Source organism: Pseudochelatococcus lubricantis (genome assembly GCF_042432495.1).
GTDB lineage: Bacteria > Pseudomonadota > Alphaproteobacteria > Rhizobiales > Beijerinckiaceae > Pseudochelatococcus > Pseudochelatococcus lubricantis.
Genome location: NZ_JBHLXC010000013.1, coordinates 20,431 through 45,525, shown reverse-complemented (window position 1 = coordinate 45,525; position 25,095 = coordinate 20,431). Strand labels below are relative to the sequence as shown.

Below are 25,095 nucleotides of genomic sequence, written 5' to 3'. Positions count from 1 at the left end.
GAGGGACGACCGGGGGGCAGGTCAGCGGCTATGGGCGAGGTGGCTGCGGTCAAATTGTCGCAGCAACTTGATATCTGGTCAACGCAGGAAAACAGCAACCGAAACCAAGGGGCAATCGGGAATCTACGCTGAATTATACAAAAATTTGTATCCTCTTGATTCTAACAGCTTCCAGAAATAGGCGCGGGAGAGAATCCCTCGTATAAAGGTTTGGAATGGCAACTGAATCTTGTTATGAGGTTTTAGCTACTGGCTGCTGAGCAGCTTAAGTATGATTGATCTCCTCCACCTGATGGGGTACGTTTCAGCGATCTCAAGCGCTTCGTAGGACCTAGACATGGCAAGCAGACTTACGGCTGAGCAGCAAGCGGAACGATCCCAAGCGCTGGAAAAAAATTCTTCCGTTGCCATGCGCGCAGGGAGAGAGTATGCCGTTTCCTACGTAGCCGCATATCCCATTATTCTCAAAAAGAATAATTCTAAAATTCTATATGTTATATCGCACAATATCAATACAGATCAAAAATTTGTACCACGGCCATTTGAAGCGGGAACTATTTAGCTTGAATGATGCTGTGAAAATTTCTGAGTTCAGTACCCTGAAGGATTTACGGTGATGGACGGCTCCGAGCACGTTCTCAGTTGCTTCACTCCCTTGCCGCCAGCGCGCAACGGTATTGCAGATTATGCATACATGCTCTTAGCGCCGTTGAGCCAGCACTTTTCCTGCATCGCCTATACCGATGAAATTTTTGGAACTATTCCTATAGGTGTTTCTTTACGTGACGAGCGTCAGGCGTTTCGATGGCTCGGAGAGGGAGACAAAATTTTACATCAAATAGGAAATAATCCAGGACATGGTTTTGTGCTCGACGCTCTTCGCCGCTATTCCGGCGTGGTTTCGCTGCATGATCTCAATCTCCTGTACTTGTATGAGGTAACCTCTCCAAGCCTTGAAGCAATTCTGGCGCGCATGGGTTCGTCTTCGTCTAGTATTTCCAAAGTCTATTCAAGACAATGGAAAGAGCGAGGCATAAAGACGGCCGCAAATTATGTTTTATTTGATGCTCTAGATGAAGTTCTTCGACTATCGAAAGGCGTTATCGTTCATTCAAAATTTGCTCTAAACAAAATGCGAGCCGTACATGGAGATGACACCATCCATAACATGGCTGTCATTCCGCATTTTGCACCTTCAATAGAAGCCACGAGCGTCGCGGAAGCGCGCCAACGTCTGTGTCTGGATGCAGACGACGTCATTGTTTTAACGTCTGGCTTTGCAACAAAAGTGAAGCGTTTCGACTGGCTTATGGAAGCGCTCGAGAACGCCCTCGCAAACGGTTATAAGTTTCGTTGGATTCATGCCGGTCCTGAACGTCCGGAAGAGTATGCCCTGTCCCAAACCGTACGCTCTTATCCGCGTTTGAGTTCTGTGACGCACATTACAGGATACGTTTCGGAAGCCGAGTTGGACGCCTACATCTGTGCATCCGATCTCGTCGTTAATCTTCGTTTCCCTTCGGTCGGAGAAAGCTCAGGCACTTTGGCGCGGGCTTTCTCAGTGGGAAAGTGCTGTATTGTTAACGATACGGCGGCATATTCTGAATTGCCTCGTGATACCGTCGTTCATCTCCCCGTTGTTGGTGCCAGCGTGGCCTTGGAGCGGGCAATCTGTGCGTTGATTGATAACCCGGATTTGAGGGCGGCGTTTGCTACCCAGGCGCGGAGGTTCGCGCAAACAGAGCTGTCTCTTGAATCGGTCGGGGCGCGATACGCGAATTTTATCAATGCGTCTTATGAAGAAACGCGGCAGGAAGGAAACGTCACTGAGATACAACATGTGTATGGTAAAAATATTGATAGTATGTCGCCGCAAACGCTCAAGCTGGAGCGAACTACAGGTGGTTTTTCGGGTTCCCAGTTGGACCAGGTCAGACGGCTGACAGGAGGTTTTCGCATCAGCGTTGCTTGGCCGTCATCAACCGATCTATCTCAGTATATGACTGAGCTTGATCGTTTTATCGATTCGATTGTTCCTTCGCATTTTGCCATACGTAACATTCGCTTCCAATGGGACGTGTCGGAAGATGACGACGTAGCGTCTGGCGCAGAGAGAACTACGGCAAAGCCCATATCGCTCATTATCGATGGATTCGCCCACTGATGTTGTTCGTTCACCATACGCGAGACATCCCGCGAAAAAACGGTACCGCGCTTTCATTCGCTGCTGCAATGGCGATCGGGCGTTTTTTGGACCACGTCTTCGGGGGGGTTAGGGTTGTCGATCTCACTTTTCCATCTGCGGGATTCAGCGGCATCATGGGCGATGTGCTCGTCGGTGTTGCGGCGCCAGAGCGATTCAGCGCTGAGGTAAGGGACTTCTTCTTCCGGTTTCAGCAAAAAGGTGGGCACTTTCCAATACTATCTTTGGGGCCGGAATTGGAGCCGGTGTTGCGGGAGGGCGCCAGCGGCAGAGACAAACTTACTATTTTGTATCTTGATAGCAGTGTTGACAAAGAGCTGATTCGCTCGTTTTTTGGCTTCGGCGATATTGCCGTCCTTGTCTCAGCCGATGCCGAAACCGACGTTTGGCCCGATGGTGTCCTGGACGAGCGTAAATCTATCGACTTTTTGATTGCGGGAACCTATCATAAAAAATTTAGATTGATCTTACCTGAATATAACGTTGGCGGATTTAATGTTTTGGTGTCTCGTGATGATCCAGTTGAGAGCGTTTATCTAAAAAAGAATATAGTAAAAAATACGCCAAATGAGGTTCGAGTCTCGATAGAGCTTCCCTCCGTATCTGAGCACGTTTCTCTTGTATTTCCTGCCTCCCGCTTTATCCATGATGGTGAATATAAATCCGAGAGTGATAGTGGTTATGCATGGCTCTGGAGTGGCCCATCACCCCATCTACGTATATTCATTGGCAGGTTAGACGCATGGCCGGATAAATTGCGGCTAAAGTTAACGGTAGTCAACACGAATGACCCCCGAAATCTCGATGATGCCCGAATAATGGTCGATGGCTGCATTATGCCATTTACTTTAGAAAAGTGGTCCGCGACCAGTGGCCGTTTCGTGGTTGAAATTTTGGAGCCGTCGGCTGATTTTACCGTTCTTTCAATCGGGTGCCGGCATATGTGCAATATAGATGGAGGTCGACAAGTCGGCTTCTGTGTGGATCGGCTTGAGGTTGTTCCATGAGCGCGGCTCTTCGGATACTTGTTGTCTCACCCGTTCCGTCGCATCCGACGAACCAGGGAAACGCTGCCCGTATTCTCGCGTTTGGCAAGGAACTGCAATTAAGAGGCGCCGTTCTGGATTACTTGTACTACGGCATGGAGGGGCTAACCAACGATCAGCGGATTGCGATGCAAGATTTCTGGCATCGTTTTTTCTTTCTGCGCTCGTCCCCTCTGAGGAGACCAAAATATCCATCATGTTGGGGGATAGACGACTGGTGCCCGGACGAACTTTGTGACTACACAAAACAACTTCTCAAAACATATCGATATGATGCGATTATAGTCAACTATGTGTGGATGTCGCGTGTTCTGCTTGGCCTCGACATCTCTTGCAAGGTGATTGATTCTCACGATTTGTTCAGTAATCGTCACAAGATACTTGAACAGAACAATCTTGATCCGCGCTGGTTTTTTACGTCCTCTGATGAAGAGCGACAAGGCTTTGAGCGTGCGGATATCGTTATCGGCATCCAAGACAATGAGGCGGAACGTATACGCTTGATGCAACGATCAGAAGTAGTCACGATCGGTCATGTCATTCCACCGTCTTTTTTGTTGGGCCATAGGAAGACCGAAGCATTTTTTCTCTTCGGTTATCTCGGCAGTGCCAATCCGTGGAATGTGAACTCCGTGCGTGAACTAGATGCTGCCCTTACCAGTAAAGCTGTGCAAGCCAAGAAAAATCCCCGCGCCAGGAAAGCTGCGCTCACCAAAAAAATAGAAGAGCCGATAAGCTGGACGCTGGCTGGCACAATCTGCCGCCGCGATCTCCATCTGAAATCCGCGCCTTTCAAGATGGGGCTTGTTGACGCACTCGACGATTTTTACTGCAATGTTGATTGTGTTATCAACCCAATGGTCGGCGGCACAGGTCTCAAGATCAAGACAGTAGAAGCGTTGTCTTTCGGCAATCCTGTGATCGGAACCAACGATGCCTTTGAGGGGTTGCCTACGACGCATGCCTTGCACACTCTCGCAAGAGTGGAGGATGTGGTCGACGCGATGGCGGATTACAGGTCACATCTGTCCTTGCGTCCCGACCTGCTGCGTGCTTCCCGTGAGCTCTACTTTCGCTATATGGCCGATGTTTCAGCGCAATATGACCGCTTGGCGGCTGAATTGAAGAAGGCCAGGCCCCTTGCCAGACAATTCAAGGCGTTGACTACTAGATCTTCGTCATCAGAGCCAGTCCGAGATCATACCGTTTTAGCTAACAGCTGAACCAAGGTGAGAAATGAACGCGAAATCAATCCGGATCACACCTGTCATTCTCTCGGGAGGGACGGGGACACGCCTTTGGCCGTTGTCGCGCGAAGCCTTTCCCAAACAGTTGCTGCCGCTTGCGGGCGAGCATTCCCTGTTGCAGGAGACCGCACTACGGGTTGCCGACCGCTCCATATTCGCAGCGCCTATTTTGATTGCTAATGCTGAACATCGTTTTGTTATTGCTGAGCAGCTGCGTGAACTTGGTATCAACGACGCCACGATCGTGCTTGAGCCTGTTGGACGAAACACCACGGCCGCCGCTGCTGTAGCGGCGCTGATCGAGAGCCGGCGTGATCCGGATGGACTGATCCTTCTGATGGCGGCAGACCATGTTGTGCAGGACAAGGCGGCGCTGCTGGATTCAATCTGCCGTGGTGTCGACGCGGCGCTTGCGGGGAAATTCGTGCTCTTCGGCGTGAAACCCTACGAGCCTGCGACGGGATATGGCTATATTCAGCGAGGCATGGAAACGGAGTATCCTGAAGTTTATGCTGTCCGACGTTTTGTGGAGAAGCCGGATAGCGGGACCGCAGAAAATTATTTCGCATCGGGCGAATATTTATGGAACAGCGCCATCTTTTTGCTGCCCGTGTCGACCTTTATCTCGGAAGTTGAACGCCACGCGCCTGAGATATTGGCCGCAAGTCGGGCGGCACTGGACGAAGCGGGACAGGATCTCGATTTCATACGTCTTAACGAGGCGGCATTCGTCAAAAGTCCGTCGGTTGCGGTGGATTACGCGGTTATGGAAAAGACCGACCTCACCGTCGTCGTACCTACCGACTGTGGCTGGACGGATGTGGGAAGTTGGTCGGCGCTCGCAGCGATCGGGCAGCAGGACGACGACGGCAACGTGATGATCGGTGAAGTGACGGCACATGATGTCCGCAATAGCTATCTGCGCGGGGAAGGCCAGCTCGTCGCCGCGCTTGGCGTCGACGATCTCGTCGTCGTTGCAACGCCAGATGTCGTCCTTGTGACGCACAAGTCAAGGGATCAGGAGGTCAAGAAGATCGTCGAGCAGCTGCGCAACGAAGGCCATGTTGCAGCTACCCAGACAGTTCAAGTGCATCGCCCTTGGGGGTATTATCAATCGATCCACAAGGGTGATCGCTTCCAGGTCAAGCGCATCACCGTCAACCCAGGTGCAAAGCTGTCGCTACAGAAGCACTTCCATAGGGCCGAGCATTGGGTGGTGGTGAACGGAACGGCAATGGTGACACGAGACAGCGAGCAGATACTGTTACGCGAAAATGAATCGATCTTCCTCCCGCTTGGATGTGTGCATCGCCTTGAGAACCCCGGCAAGGTGCCGCTCAACCTGATTGAGGTCCAGTCCGGCCCCTATCTAGGCGAGGATGACATTGTGCGTATCGAGGATATTTATGCGAGAATCGCCACAACGGAAAACATAGCTAAGAGCCCTAACAAAGCCGTTTATTAACCATTCCGAGCGATTTCTCGGGCATGGCCAAGAAACTGCTTCCTGACGAATTTTGGGCGGGAATTGCATCGCTGATGCCAGTCGAGAGGTAGGGCCGAAGGGCGGCCTGTGCAGTTCGGCAACCGCGAGGTGTTTGGGTATCCTATTCGTGCTCTATACGGCTACCCTTGGGGGCGCTTGCCCCATGAAGTTCTGCTGTCCGATCTGCGTCAAGCGCGGGAGGCCACGCAAACGCCCCGGCAAGCTCCATGCCGACAAAGGCTATGACATGACTTCGACCGTTGCTGGCGTAGCCTGCGCAGGAGAGGCGTCACGGCTCAGATCGCGAGGTATGACGCTGAAAATTCGGCCAAACTCAGCAGATATCGCTGGATGATCGAACGCACGTACGCGTGTATCAATTAATTTCGCCGCCTGACCATTCGATACGAACTCCATGCCAGTTTATACCGCGCCTTCGTCGTCATCGCCGCAATATTTATATACTTCAGGGCAAGCAATAGGTTTTATTAGGGGACCTTAACGATGGAGATTTTATTATATAAACTTATCTTAAAAGCTCAATGTGTCTATGTGGCGCGCCGCCATCTGAACGGCATGAAAATAGCATTCAATATCCTTCTTGGTAATTCCTATCTTTTTCGCGTACTCGATATCAGAGTCCCTTGCAAAATGAAGTACAGGCGACCGTATTCCTACGATATCTAAGTTTGGCTCTGACAGAGAAAAATAAGCATACCAATTATATTCCCAAGGGGATAGACGGATCGCATCATAAAAATTCAGATTATATCTTTTTAGAAATTCTGAAAAAACAGTAAGAATGGACGAATGGAATATTTGCGCTGGCTGAACAGATAATTTTTTTACTGAAAAAATCTTTCTGATATAAAATTCTCTATCTGATTTGGATTGCACCCCTGCAGCTTGCAATCTTTCATGTTCGAATATTACTTCTTTCAACATTGCGTCGAAGTTGGCTAGAGAGCCTTCTTTCTCAAAAAGGGGAGGTACATCATTCCCGTTCTTAATAAGGTCTATCAGACTATTGTTAATGGGGGAAAATTTTGTATATATACTAGAAGCGATGACATTTTTCTTTTTATCGGTGTAGAATAAATTATCGTTTATTGGGGACACAAAGTATGAATCTGAATCAATCATAAGATATGAATCTGCAAAACCTGATCTATAAATAGAAAGCTTGCACACCTGTTGTTGATACCATCCGTATTTAAATTTTTCTCCTTCAATTACGTATGACTCGTCTGTTATTATAGTACAGTTCGCGGGAACAGAAATGGTTTCGCGCAGAAGAACATAATCTGAATCAGGAACCGAAATGAGCAATGGTAAATGTTGGTTCGTGCTTATCCAGCTATCAATAAGCAGCGAAAGTCGAGAAAAATCGTCGCGAAATGATTTACAGAAAATAGCTCTTTCCATAAGGAAAACTCCCTTGCCGTATCCGATACAGGTCGAATCCCAAGTGCAGCCACGTCTATGCGGGGCGGAACCTTATTCAATGTTAATCAAACGAGCCATTTCCTCATAGAAAGCAGGAGCATAGTGGATCGCACCTTCTCCCCAAGGAGCATCGGGGCTAGTCCATGCCTCATCACTGAAGGCGAAAATAGATGAACGCGGGAAATGTGTTACGTAAGAGCTCAACACGCTTTTATACGTTAAATAACTTTCTTTCCATTTTTCATAACCGAAACGGGCACTAAGTTGGATGATTTCCCTGTTATGTTTCGAGCGGCTAACGGGAGGGCAATCAAGAAAGATCATTCGCGTGTTTGGCTGATAGACCTCTATTAATTTATATAACGCACAAATACCTGCTTGAAACGCAGCTTGATATTCGCTGCTACCTATTGTGATTATACGATATTTTTTTTTTATAAGAGTTTGAAAATCAATATTTTCTATAATCTCCCAACCATAAGATAAAAGTGTACCATTAACATCAATCAACTCTATATAGCTATCACGCCAAAAATCGACAATGATAATATCAAATCTGGAGCCTGTAAGTGGCTCAAGAAATCGCTTCTCCGCCTCATAGCTTGCTCGCTGCCAAATGCGTGGATCTTGGCGAAAAAAATCAAGCTCACTTTCTGGCAATACTTCATTAGCCATGCAGGCAGTAGGCAGTCGATAGATTTTTTGCAACCTAGTGACTCCAGGGAGGCGATTTGCTACGTTCTCGGCATTACAGCCGCCGACATAAAGAACGCTAGTCACTCTTGCTCCTTGCCTGTTCGTCCGCTGAGTTCGAATTGCTATGAAAGCTCTTATTCTGACATTAAGACTAGTATTATACACATAGGCTATAGATCTGTTTATGTCAACCAGATGGCGACAAACCCGCTCGCCGCGGGCATTTGTGTTAAATGTTTAATATTCATAAGCAAGAAAATTAAATTGAGGGCTAGGAAGGCGTGCTGAATATAATTATTCCCTTTCCAATTTTGTTTTTATATTCAGGTAGCTGAAAATACACTTAAACATAAAACAGATCTAAATTTGGGCGATCAAGCGCTCATCAAATAATTTCTAAATCTTAAAGCATGTAAATTATGCTATCCGAATGACTTTATACTCGATAAAAAAACACGACCTCCCGGATGGCAATCGAGAGAATGCGTTCGTCGTTCGATCCTTCTGCTCGTGCAGGTGAGGCGCTTATCTGGCTTTCGATTCGAAACGTTTGCACGGGAATGGCGGGTATGTCGTCACTCCACTGCAAGCGCGCCATGAATCGCGATGTTGCCGGATCCTCGGTGATATCCAGAACTGCCGGCAAGGCGTCGAAATAGCAGTTCAGCAGGGGGGAGGTCGCGCCGTAGACCTTGTCGATGACGATCAAGACTTCGTTGATGATCCTGCCAGGGTCGGGGTTGAAAATGATGCCTGTGCGGCTCATCCAGCGAAAACTGTTTCCGTCCACCACCTCGACAGCATACCAGCCCAATGTAAACAGGTCGGAATTGATGTCGACATAAGTAGCGGTGGTCGGAGCAGCGCTTTCACTTTTCTTCGATCCGTTGGAAATCGCCGGCACCGCATTGATAAAGCTTCTCAGATTTTCCATCTGGGCTCGCAGGGCTGGATCGATCGGAGCGATTTCCTCCCTGCGCTCACCAGCAATCCGATCGAAGATGAACGACGAAGCATATTCGATGAAAGTGTCGACCCTGCGCTGAACGTCCGTAATCTGCTCTTTGAGTTCGTTACGCAGCGATTTGATATGAAAGCTGGAAGCATCCTGTATCTGCTGCACGCGCGAGTCGAGGGCAATAAGCCGCCTCTCTAACTCGTCATTCGCAGGTCGGCTAAGTGTGAGCGACGCCAGAACAGTACGGCCTCCGGCCACATACAGCTCGATAGACAACCCGCTGTCGCTGATGTCGGTGGGTAACAACTGGACGGCGAAGCGGAAGCTGGCGCCTCCTTCGTCCATCAGACGGGGCTCTTCCATATCCACAGAGCGCGGAACCAGGCCATTGATGCGCGCGAAAAGCTGCGGCTTGAGCAGTCCATTGGTTCTATTGAACGCCACGCCGCGGACAATGCCCTGCGATATGGTCATGCTGTCGACAACGATCTGCCCCATGCCGACCAGCATGATGGCTTCGTCAACCGTCCGCAATTCGAAGGGTGCTGAAATGTCAGCGTCGTTATCTCGCCGCGCAAAACGTATTTCAGTCGGCAGTTCGACCCACGGCAGGTACCTGATGGGAAACTCGATAACGTCACCTGCCCTGAAGTTACCGTTAATACGGCTTTCGCCAGCCCTTATACCCTGAACATAAGCCACTATTACATCATCGACACGGCCAGAAACAAGGCATGCGAGCCTAACCGCCTGTCTGCCGATCCCAATCGGCTTTACGATCGCGTCAGCTACATTAAGCATTATTTCACTTTTCAGGTTCGAAAGGTTTCCTTGTTTAACAGATGATACCTCTATCCGCAATGAAAACTATGTTTGTTATTCATATTCAACGCAAGGTCTCGTGTAATGAAAACGACATAATTATTCGTTGATCGTCTCGCGGATCGGTTCGTTCTTGACGTCGCTGTACAATTTTTTCCATCAGCGGAATTGCCAGTGACAGGCGGAGGGGGGTGACCGTCTGGTATTCGGGTTATCTTATCATCATGATATCTGTTGTCGGTACTGAGGAGGGGCGAGACCTCTATCAGTCTCCCTTGCATTACCCGATAAACGCCCCCCGCTCCGCCAGCCCTGCCTTGCTTCGCGCCAGCCTTTTCCGTGGCGGCCAGGCGAGGGCGGAATAGGGGTAGGCGTCGCGGTTGAGGGAGGGTGAGTAGCAGGGATCGTCGAGCAGGGCGTGTCGCCATTTCAGGCGCAGGGCCCTCAGTTCACGGGTGGCGCGCCCGCGGCGTTCGGTCGTGAGGTCGCGCTTGCGGCTGGCGGATTCCTTGTGCAGCAGCGTCGCGTGCGGTGTCCATATGTTGCGTTTCCCGCCCGCGCGCAGCTTCAGGCAGAAGTCCACGTCGTTGAAGTTCACAGGGAACAGCCGCTCGTCGAGACCGCCCACGGACCAGTAATCCTCCCGCCGGACGAGCAGGCAGGCGCCTGTCACGGCGCTCACCTCGCGGGTAGTGCACATCAGGTCGTCGTAGGCGGTGTCTTCTGCCAGACAATCGTTGAAGGCGTGGACCGCGCCGAAGTAGGGGCCCAGCACCACGCCGCCATGCTGGACCATCCCGCTCGGCCATAGCAGGCGGGCGCCGATGGCGCCGGCATCGGGCGCATGGGCGGCTTCGAGCATGGCTGTCAGCCAGCCGCTTTCGGCGCATTCCGTGTCGTTGTTCAGCAACAACAGGTGCGACCCCTGGGCAATGCGCGCCGCCGCGTTATTCAGGCGGGAGAAGTTGAACGGTCCCGGCTGTCTGAGGATGGTTACGCCGTCCTCCTCCAGTTCCGCGAGATAGGCCAGGGTGTCCGCGTCGCGGGAATCGTTGTCGACGACGATGATATCGTAATGCGGCCAGTCGGTCCGCTCGCGCAGGGTCGAAAGACAGGCGCGCAGCAGTTCTTCCCGGTCCCGGGTGGGAATGATGATCGTCACGTGGGTGTCGTGGGCTATGGCGGGCCGCAGCCGCAGGGCGGGATAAACCGCGCCATACCCCCATTCTATCCGCGTCGGGTCGTCGTCGGCAGTGGCGCCTTGGGTGATGCTTTCGTCCGTCAGCAGCGCCGCCGCGGCAGCCGCGTCGGCGATCGCGCTCTCATCGGAAGGCTCGCGCTCTGTCGTGGTCACCAGAATCTGCGGGAGATGCACAATCGGTCGTGCCTGCCGGATGGCGGCCGCCACCGCTCCTGCCACGATCACCGGCAGGGAGAAGTTCTCCGCCGCAGGCAGGGCGGGTATCAGGTCCGCGTCGAAGGCTACAAGGCCGTGGAGATATCCCTGGGTGCGCGCGCGTTCGAGATCAAAGGCCGGTTTGAAGACGGGCAGGAGCGTGCCGTCGTGTCGTAGCATCTCACAGTCCGTGTAGATGACGCCGGCGTTTCCGTTTTCGGTTTCGGCTCCGCTTTCGGCATCCGCCAACCGTTCGAGCGCCTCGGGATGCAGCCGGTCTCCCGCGTGCAGGATGACGACGGACTGCGCCGTCTCGCGGACGATTTCGGCCTCGATGGACTGCCAGTCCGCCGCGGAGAAGGGCCTGGAGCCGTCGATAGCCGCGATAAACCAGTCATCCGTCGTCGAAGCCTCGATACTTGCTACCGTATCGGCAATGGCATCCGCCTCGCCGATCACCAGAATGCCGAATCGTCGCGACACATGCCGGGATAGTGGCGGCAGCGGGTAGGCCCGCTTCCATGCGTCATAGCTGTCGAACGGCAGCGAGCCCGGAAATATCGTCTGGAGGAAGTCGGCACGCGGCTCGAAGTCGGCCGCCTGCGTCAGCGAGCCGGTCAGCCGCGACAGATCGTCCGACAGGGTCGCGACCGCCAGTGGGCTGCCGGACAGTTCGGTTCCCCGCTCGTCGATGACCCGGATCTCGTGCATTTTGCCGCTGGCCATTGCCAGGGGCAGCATCATCTCAAAACCGAACGGGCCCGTGGGAATCGCCTCGCCGCGTTCGGGCTCATACATCCTGTCGGCGCGGGCTTCGCCGACAAGCTCGTTGCCGCAATAGGCGAAAACACGCAGCCGCCGATCCAGATTCATGCGGTCGCACGCCCAGCCGATGAGGCGCAAACCGCCGATCCATCGCACGGAGCCGGGAATGTCCACCCGCTCCGGCGCATCGCCGCCGTTGTCGGGCGCGACGACGTTGCCGATTGCGATATCGGTGTTGGCGACATATGCCGTCACGAGGCCCGCCTCGTCGATGGCCGTCTGCCCGATGTCGCACAGGAAACCGTGGCATCCGTCCGTGCCGAATTCGCCGCACAGCTCGGGCACAAAGCAATCCGCGCGGACGACCTGCATAGAGGTGCCCTCGTACCAGATCTCGACACATATCCGCCGCTCCGGCTGAGACAGATCGATGACCCAGCCGCCGAACATGGTTTCGGAAAGGCGGAAGAAGTCGCCGTGGAGTTCGGCTGGGCCGGCCGCGGGATCGGCGCCCGCCGCCTGATCGTGCGGCAGCGTGCCTGCCAGCTTGTGATTGCCCGCCCTTGTGCTTTCCGGCGCGGTCATGCGTCTGTTCCGTTGCGTAATGCGGGCTCGTCCGGGGCAGCGACGGCACTGCACCACGACACGACCGCCGCCGCCGCGTCGCGCGGTGTCGCCTTGGGTTCTATTGCAAGATCCGTGGAGCCGGAGACGAGTTCCGCCAGAATGCCGGCAGAACGTGCCGCGACGGGCACGCGCACCTTCGCAAGAGCCGGCAGCCGCTCGTCGTAGAACCGGTGGCTCCCGCCAGCGATGAAGGCGGCGCCGCAGTGGTAGAGCTTCAGGAGATCAGCTACCTCGCCGGCGGATACTTCGCCGAGGGACATGATGTTGCCGATTCTCATCAAAGGAGCCTCGTTCATGATTGTTCCCATCACGATCAGTTCCCGCCTGTCCGCTCTCCGATGCAATTCGAGCCCCAGCGCCTCGACGTCTCGCCACGCCGCAATGCCGGGTTCGAGGGGCAGAATCGCGATCGGCGCGTCTTGGGTCACGGAGGGGGTTTCAGCCGGCTGACGGTTGATCGTCATGAGCGGAGCGGTTGCCACCGGCGCGTCGGGGGCGGACTGACGCAGAATAGCGGCGGCGGATTCACAGCCTGCGTGGATCCGCTTCGCATGACGGAGGAGGGCAGTGGCGGATGGATTGTCGAGCAGGGCTTTTTCGTCGAGCACGGCGATTTCGCATGGCACCTGAAGTTGCCCGATAAGATCAAGCAAACAGGGCGGCAGTTCGGCAAACAGAAGGCAGATGCTTTTCTTCGCTCCGCACAGTCCTGCTATTCTCGTCAGAAAAGCCCTGTCATCCGGATTAAGCCAATCGGCCGCGACAGAGAAATCGAAAGCGCCCGTCATCGTGACGACAATTACGTGGGGATGCCCCGCCGGAGACTGGAAAAGGATTCGGCCTGCGCCATCGTCCCCGCACAGGTTATCGACGGCCCGGTCGAACGGTGTGTGTGCGGCGGCGGAGACGAAAACCGCCGTTTGCGCCTGCCACGCCGCATCCGGCAGCGCTTTCAGAATGCGTTCCCGTGCGGGCTTCAGTGTATCGCGCGCGACGAACCAGTCCGTCCGGGCGCCCAGAGACGGATAGCGGCGGGCGATTTCCCCGATGTTGCGCAGAACGAACGAGCGCTTGCTTTGCCGATAGGAGGCGGAGCCACGATGCGCCACGACGAGGCCGGTCGCACACACGTTGCGAAAGCCCTGTCGATCAGCGCGCAAGGAAAACGCGACATCCTCGAAATAACCGTGGCTGAGATATCGTTCGCCGAACCGGCCGACGCTATCGAGGCAACGGCGCTTGATATACATGCAAAACCCGATTCCGTTGGGAATATCGATGGCGTCATTGCCGTTGACCGATCGGGCCGCGTCATTGAGCATCGCAAGAACCGCGTCGGATGGCAGCGGGTTGACGACAAAAGGCTCCGGAAAGCTGGTCAGTTCGCCGTTGTTCGACAGCGGCGTCACCGTTCCGATCCGCTCGTCCGTATGGGCAACCGCGGTCAGGACATCGAGCCATCCTGCGGGAACGACAGTGTCGGAATTCAGCAGAATGATATCCCCGTCCGCCACTATATCCAGGGCGCTTTCGACGGCAGCGATGAATCCGCCGTTCTGCCGGCGTCTGATACAGGTTATCGCGCCCGTTTCGGCAAGGCGGAGAACGTAGGCAGACAGTTCCGGCTCCGGGCTGGCATCATCCACCACGACGATGGAAGCCCGCCCGGTGGAATGCCGGACGACGCTTTCGAGACAGGCGACGGTTGCCTCCAGATCACGGTAGACAGGAATAACGACCGTCATGCGTGGCACCCCGCCCGCAACGGGGGCGGCCAGTAACTGGCCGTTGACCATCTCGGTGCTTTCTCCTTCAGCCGTGGAACGGGGCGCGGAAATCCGTCCGCCCAGCAGGGGCACGGAAGTGACGGCGGAAAACCTGGCGGCGCCGGGCCGCCAGGGAAGTTCGACGACCGCGCGGTGGTCGAACACATGGGCGCCGCGCTCCCGCCTCCCGATATCGCGGGTCTCACGCTCCCCGTCCCAGAAAGTCTCGATGCGCAGCGACGGAGCGCCGTTCCAGTAAAGATGCACGGTCACCGTTTCGCCCGCGAGGACGCACCAGCCGAGGCCTTCGGGGCAGACGGAGGAAAGGACGCGCAGCGACCTGCGCGTATATGCCGCCGCGTCCGCCGCTGTGAGCAGCCGTTCGGCGTAGGCGAGACTTTCGTCGCACCTGCCGAGCCGCGCAGCAGCACCCATCAGCAGAAAATGTCCCTGGAAATCCGGCGGCTGCATCTGTGCCGCCGCCTGCAGATCGTCATAACTGCCGGTGGCGTCGCCGAGGCGATGCCGCAGCGCTGCTCTCAGGCGCAAGTGTTCCGCCGCCGGGGCAAACGTCCGGCAGCTCCGATCGATCAGCGCAAGGGCATATTGATAATGGCCGGCCCGGAACGCATCCAGCGCCATTGCCGTCAACGCGCTCTGGTTTGCGTCAGCCAGCAGCAGGGGTTTCGGTGGCAGAAGAGAATGCATCATAGCCTAACGGGAACGTTCAGGAACGTGCGCATATCCGTAGCTTTTACGCGCGTGACGCATCTGGCTATGAACTCACCGATTCTTATAGCAAACGCCTTTTCCGCTCTATACTGCAGAAAATACTGATCAATGTAAGAACCTATACTTCAATAGGCTACAATGAGCGAATGAAGTCAAGCACTTTTTTACAGGCGGCTTGCCGGGTCAGATCGTTGCTGAGGATGAACTGTCTTGCTGCAGCTCCCAGCCTGTTTCTTTCGTCGCGGGTGTTGAGCAGCGTTGCCACGGTGTCGGCCAGAGCCCGCGAATCGAAGAAATCCACGAGGCGGGCGTTCTCCCCGTCCGTCATGAAATCCCTTACCGGCGGCGTGTCGGATGCGACGATGGCCTTGCCCATCGCCATTGCCTCCAGCGCCGACCACGAGAGCACGAAAGGGTAGGTGAGATAGGCGTGAACGTCGCTGCGTTTCAGAATGGTTGCATAGTCCCGGTAGGACACACGCCCGGCAAAATGGACGCGCGTGAGATCGACCCGCTCGCCCAGTTCCGTCAGCATCGTTTCCTTCCAGGTCTCCCGCTCCGCCGGCGGCGGGCCGTAGCCGCCCTGATCGGCGCCGACGATGACGGTGTGGACGTCCGGCACCGCCGCCTGAAGCGAGGGCAGGGCGCGCATGAAGGTGTGGAAGCCGCGCTGCGGCTCCAGATAGCGTGCCACGTAGGTGACGACGGGCGTATCTGTGCCGATACCGGCGGGCCATGCGTAGTCGTGCCCGTTCCCGCCGCCGACGGCAGCAAGGGTATCGGCATCGATTCCTTCGTGAATCACTTCGATCCTCGGGCGTACGGATGAAGGATACGTCGAGCGCTGCCATGGTGTGGGGCTGATGCAGGCGTCCGCGTCGTCAATCGCTGAGAGTTCGAAGGCGTTGCGGATGCGCAACCGGTGCAGGGTATCGAGGGATTCAACCGGAAACTCCGGATCGAATCCGACGTCTCCGCCGCGCCGCATGTAGTGGTATTCGCAATAGCATACGAGCTTCGCTTCAGGAAAAATGTCCCGCAGAAAAAGCGACTCGCTCCAGCCTGTATGCGCCAGAATCACATCGGGCGCAAAGCCGTTCAGGCGCAGAATGCGCGCCTGCGCGGCGACGGCCTCCGCCCGGCTGATTCGCACCGCCGCCTCGTCCTGCAGCGGATTCTGCGCGCTTCCCGCCGGGGGCGCGGCGTAGTTGCGGTACAGAATCCGGGGATCCTGAAACTGCCGCGCGCCGATCGCCGCTACCTCATGGTCACCGCTCGCGATGAGATGGTCGACGAGTCCGGCGAACTGGCCGGGGAAGTTCTGATGCACGAACAGAATTTTCAAGTCATGAATCCGGTTGTCGAAGGGATGGCGCGTCCGTTCAGCGGAAAGGCGCGGTCAGCAGCAGACGCGACGCGCCCGGCATAAGGCCGACAGCCCACAAGTCGAGACTGCGCCCGCGCAGGATCATGCTGCGTGCGAAGCCGGCCTCCGTCAGCAGGCGCCTCAGCCTGTGTTGCGTGAAACCCGTCTTGTGGGCCATGAACGGATTGCCGTTTTCGATGGATCGCCGGTGGCCGAAGACCATGTCGAGAGGCGTGATGGGACCGGCCGGCGATTGATAGGCCACGTCCTCCGCCTTTCCGTCCACGATCAGTTGCGCGACGGATTCGAGGTCGGGCATGGTCACTAGTATCAGGCCGTCGTCTTTCAGGATGCGCCTGAATTCGCGCAGCGCCACCGGCACCTGATGATCGTGAATATGCTCCAGGCTATGGGAACTCCATATGGCGTCCACGCACCCGTCGCGAAAAGCCGACAGGTCGCTGATGTCCGCCACGATGTCGGGGAGGACCTGCCTGTCTATATCGACGCGGATTTCCCGCCATTGCCCGCCTCGGAAAAACGAATGCAGCTTGTGGGGAGAGGCTCTGCCGCAACCGACATGCAATACCGTTTTCTGTTCCGACTGCGGCGCCGCTGGAAAACGGGTCTCATCGGCAGGTGGTGTTGCGAAACTGATGGAAACCTCCAGCATGCTGTTCAGCGCAACTATAGGTCGCCTTTTCATGCCTCGACGTCAAGTGATGTCCTGACGATCTGTCCCCACAGAAAGAGCTGCCCGCACGATCGAAAAACACGGTTGACGCCATCTGTACGGTCAGCGAAAGCTACGCCGGACTGTCTGGGGGAGAGGATGGCATGGCAACCATTGTTTCGGACTACACCGCGCTCCTGAGCGGAACTTCCTGGTTGCCCGACAAGGGCCAGCCGATCATCCTGACATATTCCTTCTCGACGTCGGCCGCGCCGGGCGTGCGTAACGACAGGCCCAATGCCGTCGCCTCGTTTTCTCCCCTGACCGAGGCCGAAAAAAACATCGTTCGCGCGGGGCTTCAGGAATGGTCAGGCGTCTCGGGCGTGATCTTCATCGAGACATATCAGAACGAGGGCGACCTGACGTTCGGCGCGTATAATCTCGATCTCATTTATGGGCGGAACGTGTCGGGATTGAGCGGATACCCGTCCGTGGCAGGCTCCAGAAACGAAGCCGGCGGCTACGTCGCCTCCTCCTACGGGGACGGGCGCGATGGTTTCAGCGGCGACGTCATGATCGACCGCGACGTGCGTCTCGATGTTGCCGGGGAGCTTCAGTTCAGGACGGTGGTTACCCACGAGATCGGCCACATTCTCGGCCTGAAGCATCCCTTCGACGGTGATATCCGTCTCCACCGCGATCTGGACAACGGCGAGCATACCGTCATGTCCTACAACCAGGCGGGAGACGGCGGGATCGCCCATCTCGACATCGATGCCGTGCGCGTGCTTTACGGCGACGAAAGCGCGAAGGAACGGCTTCACTGGTCATGGGACGCGGGCTCCGAAACCCTCTATCAATGGGGCTCGGTGGGGAGCGAATTCATCCGTGGCACCAGCGCGAACGATGTGATCGATACCGGCGGCGGCAGGGACGGGGTCTGGGCCGGGGCAGGCAACGACCGCGTCATTGCCTATGATCAACCTGTCAGCGCCTCCGGCGGCGCAGGTTTCGATGTGTTCGTCACCGGCCTCGCCCACGCGGCGGTGACCCTTTCCGGCAACATTGATTCGTTCGTGATCGTGCCCGCCGACCGGCAGGCATCCGCCGACTGGCCGGGGCAGGTGCTTGAGTCGTTCGAGCGCATCGCGTTTTCCGACGGCACGCTTGCGCTCGATGTGCGCGGGAGCGCGGGGCAGGCCTACCGGCTCTATCAGGCGGCTTTCGACCGCACGCCCGACACCGTCGGCCTCAATTACTGGGTAGACGTGCTCGATGCCGGTAACGGGCTGCAATACGTGGCCGACCGGTTCATCGATTCCCGGGAATTCGCGTTGCTCTATGGAAAAGACGTTTCCAACGCCGGGTTCGTGGACAGCCTGTACCGCAACATCCTCGGCCGCGACGGAGACACGGGCGGCATCGCCTTCTGGAACGAGCAACTCGATTCCGGCCAGCGTTCGCGGACCGATGTCCTGATCGGATTTTCGGAGAGCGACGAAAACGTTGTCGGCGTCGCGCCCACCGTCGAGCACGGCATCTGGCTGGGATAAATTCGCCTGCGCTTCCGCCAACCGGCGCCCTATTTCCAACGCGCCGGAGCGATCTTCTCCCGTTCGCCCGTCTCCGGCTGCCAGCTTCCGGCGGGCCTCGTATCCGCCCGTGCGGGCGCTGCCATCGTCGCCCCGCTGCTGTATAGAAGAGCGCGGGCGGGCGAGGGGCCGCCGCCAGCAGGGAAAAGGAGCCATCGATGCGTAGTCTGCTGAAGCGTTTCGCCGCCTATTATCGCCCGCATCGCGGCCTGTTCGTGCTCGATTTCTCCTGCGCCGTTGCCTCGGGCCTGCTGGAACTTGTCTTTCCGGTCGCGGTGACGTTGTTCATCGACAGGCTTCTGCCCACAGAGAATCTCGGCCTGATCGCGCTCGCCGCGCTCGGCCTGTTCATTATCTATTTCGTTAACGCCGCCCTGCATGTCATCGTCATCTACTGGGGGCACATGCTCGGCATCAGGATCGAGACCGAGATGCGGCGCAGAGCGTTCGATCATCTGCAGAAGCTCTCCTTCGGCTTCTTCGACAACCAGAAAACCGGCCATCTGGTCGCGCGGCTCACCAAGGATCTGGAGGAAATCGGAGAGGTGGCCCATCACGGGCCTGAGGATGTCTTCATCGCCGTGATGACGCTGATCGGCGCCTTCCTGCTGATGCTCTGGGTGCACGTGCCGCTGGCGCTCGTCACGGCGCTGATTCTGCCGCTGGCGGCGTTCGTCACCATCCGCTACGGCAGCCGCATGACCGAAACGTGGCGCGCGATCTATGGCCGCGTGGCCGATTTCAACGCCCGCATCGAGGAGAACGTCGGCGGCATCCGCGTCGTGCAGGCGTTCGCCAACGAGGATCACGAGCGCCGGTTGTTCGCCGAGAACAATCGCAACTATCTCGCCACCAAGCTTGAAGCTTACAAGGTGATGGCGGCGTCCAACTCGCTATCCTATCTGTCGATGCGCTTCGTGCAGGTGGCGGTGATGCTGGCAGGATCCTGGTTCGTGGTGCGCGGCGAGCTGTCGGCGGGCGGCTTCGTCGGCTTCCTGCTGCTGGTCGGCGTGTTCTTCCGGCCTCTCGACATGATCAACGCCGTCATCGAAACCTATCCCAAGGGCATCGCCGGTTTCCAGCGCTACCTGGCCTTCCTCGCCACACGGCCGGACGTCGCCGACCGGCCGGGGGCAAGGGCGGTCGCGCGCCTGAAGGGCGATATCGAGTACCGCGACGTCCGTTTCGGTTATCAGCCGGAAAGGCCGATTTTCGAGAACCTGAACCTTTCGATCCGTGCGGGTGAAACCATCGCCTTCGTCGGCCCGTCCGGTGCCGGCAAGACGACGATCTGCTCCCTGCTGCCGCGCTTCTACGAGATCGCCGCTGGCGCGATCATCATCGACGGCATCGACATCCGCGACATGACGCTGAAATCCCTGCGCTCGAACATCGGCATCGTGCAGCAGGATGTCTTCCTCTTCGCCGGCACCGTCCGAGAGAACATCGCCTACGGCCGGCTGGAGGCGACCGAGGAGGAGATCGTGGACGCCGCGCGCCGCGCGCGGCTGGACGGCGTGATCGCTTCGATGCCGAACGGTCTCGACACCGTTGTGGGCGAGCGCGGCGTGAAACTCTCGGGCGGGCAGAAGCAGCGCCTTGCCATCGCCCGCATCTTCCTGAAGAACCCGCCGATCCTCATCCTCGACGAGGCGACCTCCGCGCTTGACACCGAGACCGAGCGGGCCATCCAGCAATCGCTTGCGGAGCTTGCACGGGGCCGCACCACGCTGGTCATCGCCCACCGGTTGGCGACTATTGCCAACGCCGACCGCATCCTCGTTGTAGAGAGCGGCGGGATCGTCGAACAAGGCAGCCATGTCGAACTGCTCACCCGCGAGAACAGCCGTTACCGGCGGCTGCACACCGCGCAGGCCGCGCTCCATCCCGATTCCGGACGCGCGGAAACAACTAGGCTGCACGCCTTGTAAGCGACCGCTGCCTGAGTAACATCGGAATGGAAAGGTAAATCGCGGCGCACGCCATGCGGTGACAGGTGCGATGGATATCCTCGGAATAGATTTCACCAGCCGCCCCTCGCGGCGTAAGCCCATTACCTGTATTCGCTGCACGCTGGAAGAAGGCCTCCTGCGCTCGCACGCTCTCGACGAATGGAACAGCTTCGCGCCGTTCGAGGATGCACTCTCGCGGCCCGGCCTCTGGATCGCTGGCATCGACTTTCCCTTCGGACAGGCGCGCCGCTTTATCGAGACCATCGGCTGGCCGCCCCATTGGGCTGAGTACGTCGCGTATGCACGAGATCTCGGCCGCGACGGCTATTGCGAGACTCTGGAACGCTATCGCGCCGACCGGGTTGCCGGCGACAAGGAGCATCGGCGCGAGACAGACAAAGCCGCCGGCTCTATAAGCCCTCAGAAGCTCAACGGCGTCCCCGTTGGCCGCATGTTTTTTGAAGGTGCTCCGCGCCTGCTGGCCTCTGGCGTGACGATACCGAACTTGCAGGAAGGCGATCCGGCAAGGCTCGTCGTGGAGGCCTATCCCGGCGTGCTTGCGCGCCGGCTGATCGGTCGCCGCAGCTACAAGAACGATACGCGGAGCAAACAGACCGCCGACCAGTACAACGCACGGCGTGCGCTGCTGGAGACCCTGCGCGCCGAAGCGCCGGCTGTCTACGGTTTCTCCGTGGACGCGCCGGACAGCCTGTGCGCCGATCCGGGCGGCGATCACCTTGACGCGCTTTTCTGCGCCGTTCAGGCGGCGTGGGCCTGGCGCCAGCGCGACAACGGCTTCGGCGCTCCCGCTGCTGTCGATTCTCTGGAAGGATGGATCGCGGATCCGTTGCTTTTACGCACACGCTAAAAATATAGTGATTAATTTCTGGAGAATATATTGCATTTAGATCGTTTTCCGATCAGACGTAATCGTCTGATCGATAGAATTCGATCCAATAAATAATCGCAGAGCATCTTACGATCACGTCTGAGCGAAAAGTGCTTTAAAGTGTCGCGTTCATTCAACCGCCGAAAGGCATGCCGATTTCCCCTGATACCATGCCAACGGCGATCTCTGCCTGCCGGTTGCGGCCTCCGGCATGATGAGTTCCACGATGCGGCCGAAATAGACCGTATGCGTGCCGTAATCGTGAGCGGCATCGACCTCGCAGAAAACGTTGGAGATTGCGCCGTCGAGGTATGGCAAGCCCAGCCGGCCCACGCGCCAGGCGTCTCCCGCGAAACGCAGGGCACGCCGATCGCTGCGCGAAAAATTCTCCAGCACCGATGTCTGCGATGCAGCGAGCAGATTGACGCAGAACTTGCGGGACTTCCCGATGACGGGGTGGCAAGAGGCGGTCCGGTTTACCGCCACCATCATGGCAGGCGGCTCCATCGTAAGCGAGCTGGCGCTGGTCGCCGCCAGACCGTGAAAGGCGCCTTCCTCATCGCAGGTCGTGACCAGCGACACACTCATCACGGACGAGCGCATGGTCAGGCGCAGCTTTTCCGCCAAGGTCTCCTTGCCGCCCGAAGCAACTCCGGTATGCATAACAGTCGACATCCCTCATTCTCCCCACCAATATTGGCGCGGAACGCAACCCACCATTGCCTGGCATATCTGCCTGTTCTGGACGTTCCCCGCGCAATCCTACGGATAGAAACAGCAGGTCGACGCGGCAATTGTAGACCTGCAACATTTCCGGGCGAAAAAACTGTCTTGTTTAAGAAGCCTGTCCCGATTTCCTACTCAAATCCTGTAACGACGTCAGATCTGAAGGGCATCAGGCTAAGCGCCATCGCTTTTGCAGCCAGCCGCTCCGTGGCCTCCCGGGTCTTGAATCCGGCATGGGCGGTCAGGGCGACGTTTGCGAGTGCCAGAAGCGGATCGTCCTTCGGGAGCGGTTCCATGTCAAAGACGTCCAGTGCCGCGTGACCAAGGCGACCGGATTGCAGGGCAGCGATCATCGCGGTCGTGTCGACGAGCCCCGCGCGCGCTGTGTTGATGAACAACGCGCCCGCTTTCATCCCCGCGAACTGTTCGGTCCCGAAAAAGCCGCGTGTCTCAGGCGTGAGCGCCAGATGCAGGGAGATAACGTCCGCTTGCGCCAGCACCTCGTCGAGGCTGCGCTGGTGCGCCGTCCAGTCATCCGTCAGGCCGGAGCGATTCCAGACGACCACCTCCATGCCGAATGCCTTGCCGATATCGGCAAACGTGCGCCCGATGCCGCCGAACCCGACGAGTCCGAGTGTCTTCCCGCCGAGTTCCATGCCTTCGAGCGGTTCCCAGTGCCCACGCCGCAGATCGCGCTCCATGCGGCCGACTTGCCGCGCCGCCGACAGCATGAGCGCGGCCGCGTGTTCCGCGACGGCCCTGTCTCCATATCCGGAGATGGTTTCGACGGAAATCCCGCGCGCCGCCGCTGTATCGAGATCGATGTAGCTTGCGGCTCCACTGCCCAGAAAGATGATGCGCCGCAACGCGGGCAGGCGCGCCAGCAGCGCTGCATCGATCGTGGTGTGGCCATTCCAGATTACTTCGGCATTCTGCGCAATCGCCACTACTTCGTCGCCAGACGGGTCGCCGATATTGACGTGGACATGGTCGGCGTAGTCGGGTTTCACCCGGGCCAAGGCCGCCAGCATCAGTTCGGAACAATCTATGTAGACGGTTTTACTTTTCACGCCACGGCTCCGATCAATTTGGCCAGATTCTGATGGGTTCCGAGCAGGGATTGGGTGTAACCGGCCGCTGGGCGGGTAAATATTTCTTCTGTATGACCTATCTCCAGCAGCTTCCCGTGATACATGACTGCAATTCGGTCACAGATATAGCGTGCTACGTCGAGATCGTGCGTAATGAAGATAATTGCCATGCCGATTTCGCGCTGTACATCACCTAACAGGGTCAGGATTTCTGCCCGGACCGAAACATCCAGCTTGGATACGGCCTCGTCAGCCACGATCACCCTGGGCTCAAGCGCGATGGCTCTGGCGATGGCGACACGCTGCAACTGGCCGCCGGAAAGTTCGTGGGCGTAACGGTCGCCGTGCTCGGCAGTCAGTCCTACCCGCTCAAGAAGCGAGACGGCGCGGCGCCTGAGTTCCGCCCTCGGATGGCGTGCCATTGCCAGCGCCTCCCGCAATGCCTGGCCCATGGTTCTGCGCGGGTTGAATGAGCCGCCGGGATCCTGAAACACCATCTGCATCTCGCGCCGGATGGAGCGCAACGAACGTTCCCGCTCGTGCGTAATGTCGCGTCCACGGTACTCGATCCGGCCTCCCGCGGGTTCGTAAAGCCGCAGGAGGCTACGGCCGAGCGTTGTCTTGCCGGAGCCGGATTCCCCGAGAATCCCGAGTATCTCGCCCGGCATCACATCGAAGCTCACGCCGTCGAGCGCTCTGAAGCTGCCGTGCCTGTTCGAATGGGGAAACGAGATGGTGAGATCGCGGACCCGGTAAAGCGGTTCCTCGGCGAAGCGCGCTGCCTGGCGCGCCCGATGACTCTGGTTCTCCTTGGGCCTGCCGTTGGCACCGGCAAGTTTCAGCGCGGTGTCGATCAGACGACGGGTATAGGGATGCCTGGGCCGGCCGAAAATCTGCGCAGTCTCGCCAACCTCGACGATTTCGCCTGCGTTCATGACTGCGATGCGGTGACAGAACGACGCCGCAACCGGCATGTCGTGCGTAACGAAGATCACGCTCGCACCAAGCCGCCGCTGGAGCGATAGAAACAGGTCAAGAACCTGTTTTTCCACGATCTTGTCGAGATTTGTCGTCGGTTCGTCGGCCACGATCAGTTTCGGCCGCAGCGCGAGCACGAGTGCGATGAGCGCGCGTTGGAGCATGCCACCGCTGAGCTGGTGTGGATAGAGAAACACCGTCTCTTCCGCACGCTTCACCCCGACGTCGCGCAGCAGCTGAACGCTCTTATCCCGCAGCTCTCCCGTCTCTCCGGCCCTGCGCAGCACTTGTGCGAAATGCCAGCCAATTGTCTTGCACGGGTTGAAGGAGCCCACCGGATCCTGAAACACCATGGCCAGTTGGACGCCACGCAGGGCGTCAAACTCACCCGCGCTTTTCTGCTGCAACTCCTCGCCGGCAAAGAACATTTTCACTGCTTCGACATGGGCAGTCTGCGGCAGGAGCCTCAGCAGCGACAGGCCCGTCATCGTCTTGCCCGAACCGGATTCGCCTATGATTCCGAGGATTTCGCCGTTAGCGAGATCGATGTCGATGCCCTTGAGTATCTGTGTTTTCGCATCGCCGCGTCCGAAAGAGACACGCAGGTCGCGAATTTTGACGAGCGCCTCATCCATGGT

General features: G+C 57.2%; 18 protein-coding genes. 8 read left to right on the top strand and 10 right to left on the bottom strand.

Features of this window, described 5'->3' with window-relative positions; translation table 11 throughout:
* Positions 1–337: 337 nt before the first annotated feature.
* From ACFFJ7_RS17835 to ACFFJ7_RS17815, 5 genes are read left to right on the top strand one after another with little or no spacing between them, the layout of a single operon-like run.
* Positions 338–562, top strand: coding sequence for a hypothetical protein (locus tag ACFFJ7_RS17835; RefSeq protein WP_377594137.1), 225 nt, complete (start codon positions 338–340; stop codon positions 560–562).
* A gap of 54 nt (positions 563–616) precedes the next feature.
* A complete protein-coding gene (locus ACFFJ7_RS17830; RefSeq protein WP_377594135.1) occupies positions 617–2,164 on the top strand; it encodes a glycosyltransferase family 4 protein in 1,548 nt (515 codons plus the stop codon).
* The gene (locus ACFFJ7_RS17825) at positions 2,164–3,210 is read left to right on the top strand and encodes a hypothetical protein (protein ID WP_377594133.1); all 1,047 of its coding nucleotides are present in this window, start codon (positions 2,164–2,166) and stop codon (positions 3,208–3,210) included. Before ACFFJ7_RS17830 ends, ACFFJ7_RS17825 begins: the two co-directional genes overlap by 1 nt.
* The gene (locus ACFFJ7_RS17820; protein ID WP_377594131.1) at positions 3,207–4,472 is read left to right on the top strand and encodes a glycosyltransferase; all 1,266 of its coding nucleotides are present in this window, start codon (positions 3,207–3,209) and stop codon (positions 4,470–4,472) included. Before ACFFJ7_RS17825 ends, ACFFJ7_RS17820 begins: the two co-directional genes overlap by 4 nt.
* Positions 4,473–4,485: 13 nt before the next feature.
* Positions 4,486–5,961 carry a mannose-1-phosphate guanylyltransferase/mannose-6-phosphate isomerase gene (locus ACFFJ7_RS17815; RefSeq protein ID WP_377594129.1) on the top strand — a complete coding sequence of 492 codons (1,476 nt, stop codon included), beginning with the start codon at positions 4,486–4,488 and terminating at the stop codon, positions 5,959–5,961.
* Positions 5,962–6,513: 552 nt separating this feature from the next.
* Here ACFFJ7_RS17815 and ACFFJ7_RS17810 read toward each other — a convergent pair.
* The 7 genes from ACFFJ7_RS17810 to ACFFJ7_RS17780 form a co-directional block, all read right to left on the bottom strand.
* A complete protein-coding gene (locus tag ACFFJ7_RS17810; protein ID WP_377594127.1) occupies positions 6,514–7,407 on the bottom strand; it encodes a DUF6492 family protein in 894 nt (297 codons plus the stop codon).
* 72 nt (positions 7,408–7,479) lie between these two features.
* Positions 7,480–8,208, bottom strand: a complete 729-nt coding sequence (locus ACFFJ7_RS17805; RefSeq protein ID WP_377594125.1) for a DUF6270 domain-containing protein — start codon at positions 8,206–8,208, stop codon at positions 7,480–7,482.
* 352 nt (positions 8,209–8,560) lie between these two features.
* Entirely contained in the window at positions 8,561–9,784 is a 1,224-nt protein-coding gene (locus ACFFJ7_RS17800; RefSeq protein WP_377594123.1) for a hypothetical protein, read from the bottom strand.
* Between the two features lie 400 nt (positions 9,785–10,184).
* Complete coding sequence (locus ACFFJ7_RS17795; protein ID WP_377594121.1) at positions 10,185–12,650, bottom strand: glycosyltransferase family 2 protein; 2,466 nt, start codon at positions 12,648–12,650, stop codon at positions 10,185–10,187.
* On the bottom strand, positions 12,647–15,169 hold the full coding sequence (locus ACFFJ7_RS17790; RefSeq protein WP_377594119.1) for a glycosyltransferase: 2,523 nt from the start codon (positions 15,167–15,169) through the stop codon (positions 12,647–12,649). Before ACFFJ7_RS17790 ends, ACFFJ7_RS17795 begins: the two co-directional genes overlap by 4 nt.
* A 154-nt stretch (positions 15,170–15,323) precedes the next feature.
* Positions 15,324–16,535, bottom strand: coding sequence for a glycosyltransferase (locus ACFFJ7_RS17785; RefSeq protein ID WP_377594117.1), 1,212 nt, complete (start codon positions 16,533–16,535; stop codon positions 15,324–15,326).
* A gap of 37 nt (positions 16,536–16,572) precedes the next feature.
* Positions 16,573–17,229, bottom strand: coding sequence for a class I SAM-dependent methyltransferase (locus ACFFJ7_RS17780; protein ID WP_377594115.1), 657 nt, complete (start codon positions 17,227–17,229; stop codon positions 16,573–16,575).
* A 164-nt stretch (positions 17,230–17,393) separates the two neighbouring features.
* Between ACFFJ7_RS17780 and ACFFJ7_RS17775 the strand changes: the two genes are divergently transcribed.
* The 3 genes from ACFFJ7_RS17775 to ACFFJ7_RS17765 all read left to right on the top strand — a co-directional run bounded on the left by ACFFJ7_RS17775 (position 17,394) and on the right by ACFFJ7_RS17765 (position 21,641).
* Positions 17,394–18,782, top strand: coding sequence for a DUF4214 domain-containing protein (locus ACFFJ7_RS17775; protein WP_377594113.1), 1,389 nt, complete (start codon positions 17,394–17,396; stop codon positions 18,780–18,782).
* A 197-nt stretch (positions 18,783–18,979) separates the two neighbouring features.
* Entirely contained in the window at positions 18,980–20,752 is a 1,773-nt protein-coding gene (locus ACFFJ7_RS17770; protein WP_377594111.1) for an ABC transporter ATP-binding protein, read from the top strand.
* A 70-nt stretch (positions 20,753–20,822) separates the two neighbouring features.
* Positions 20,823–21,641 carry a DUF429 domain-containing protein gene (locus ACFFJ7_RS17765; protein ID WP_377594109.1) on the top strand — a complete coding sequence of 273 codons (819 nt, stop codon included), beginning with the start codon at positions 20,823–20,825 and terminating at the stop codon, positions 21,639–21,641.
* Between the two features lie 150 nt (positions 21,642–21,791).
* Here ACFFJ7_RS17765 and ACFFJ7_RS17760 read toward each other — a convergent pair whose 3' ends face one another.
* The 3 genes from ACFFJ7_RS17760 to ACFFJ7_RS17750 form a co-directional block, all read right to left on the bottom strand.
* Positions 21,792–22,337, bottom strand: a complete 546-nt coding sequence (locus ACFFJ7_RS17760) for a flavin reductase family protein (protein WP_377594107.1) — start codon at positions 22,335–22,337, stop codon at positions 21,792–21,794.
* A 182-nt stretch (positions 22,338–22,519) separates the two neighbouring features.
* Entirely contained in the window at positions 22,520–23,458 is a 939-nt protein-coding gene (locus tag ACFFJ7_RS17755; RefSeq protein WP_377594105.1) for a 2-hydroxyacid dehydrogenase, read from the bottom strand.
* The gene (locus ACFFJ7_RS17750; protein ID WP_377594103.1) at positions 23,455–25,092 is read right to left on the bottom strand and encodes a dipeptide ABC transporter ATP-binding protein; all 1,638 of its coding nucleotides are present in this window, start codon (positions 25,090–25,092) and stop codon (positions 23,455–23,457) included. The genes ACFFJ7_RS17755 and ACFFJ7_RS17750 overlap by 4 nt, the downstream gene beginning before the upstream one ends.
* Between the last annotated feature and the right edge of the window lie 3 nt (positions 25,093–25,095).

Bases quoted from the DNA above. Each gene is read 5' to 3' on its own strand.
- ACFFJ7_RS17835 (WP_377594137.1), top strand. From the start codon at position 338: ATGGCAAGCAGACTTACGGCTGAGCAGCAAGCGGAACGATCCCAAGCG.
- ACFFJ7_RS17830 (WP_377594135.1), top strand. From the start codon at position 617: ATGGACGGCTCCGAGCACGTTCTCAGTTGCTTCACTCCCTTGCCGCCA.
- ACFFJ7_RS17825 (WP_377594133.1), top strand. From the start codon at position 2,164: ATGTTGTTCGTTCACCATACGCGAGACATCCCGCGAAAAAACGGTACC.
- ACFFJ7_RS17820 (WP_377594131.1), top strand. From the start codon at position 3,207: ATGAGCGCGGCTCTTCGGATACTTGTTGTCTCACCCGTTCCGTCGCAT.
- ACFFJ7_RS17815 (WP_377594129.1), top strand. From the start codon at position 4,486: ATGAACGCGAAATCAATCCGGATCACACCTGTCATTCTCTCGGGAGGG.
- ACFFJ7_RS17810 (WP_377594127.1), bottom strand. From the start codon at position 7,407: ATGGAAAGAGCTATTTTCTGTAAATCATTTCGCGACGATTTTTCTCGA.
- ACFFJ7_RS17795 (WP_377594121.1), bottom strand. From the start codon at position 12,650: ATGACCGCGCCGGAAAGCACAAGGGCGGGCAATCACAAGCTGGCAGGC.
- ACFFJ7_RS17790 (WP_377594119.1), bottom strand. From the start codon at position 15,169: ATGATGCATTCTCTTCTGCCACCGAAACCCCTGCTGCTGGCTGACGCA.
- ACFFJ7_RS17780 (WP_377594115.1), bottom strand. From the start codon at position 17,229: ATGCTGGAGGTTTCCATCAGTTTCGCAACACCACCTGCCGATGAGACC.
- ACFFJ7_RS17775 (WP_377594113.1), top strand. From the start codon at position 17,394: ATGGCAACCATTGTTTCGGACTACACCGCGCTCCTGAGCGGAACTTCC.
- ACFFJ7_RS17770 (WP_377594111.1), top strand. From the start codon at position 18,980: ATGCGTAGTCTGCTGAAGCGTTTCGCCGCCTATTATCGCCCGCATCGC.
- ACFFJ7_RS17765 (WP_377594109.1), top strand. From the start codon at position 20,823: ATGGATATCCTCGGAATAGATTTCACCAGCCGCCCCTCGCGGCGTAAG.
- ACFFJ7_RS17760 (WP_377594107.1), bottom strand. From the start codon at position 22,337: ATGTCGACTGTTATGCATACCGGAGTTGCTTCGGGCGGCAAGGAGACC.
- ACFFJ7_RS17750 (WP_377594103.1), bottom strand. From the start codon at position 25,092: ATGGATGAGGCGCTCGTCAAAATTCGCGACCTGCGTGTCTCTTTCGGA.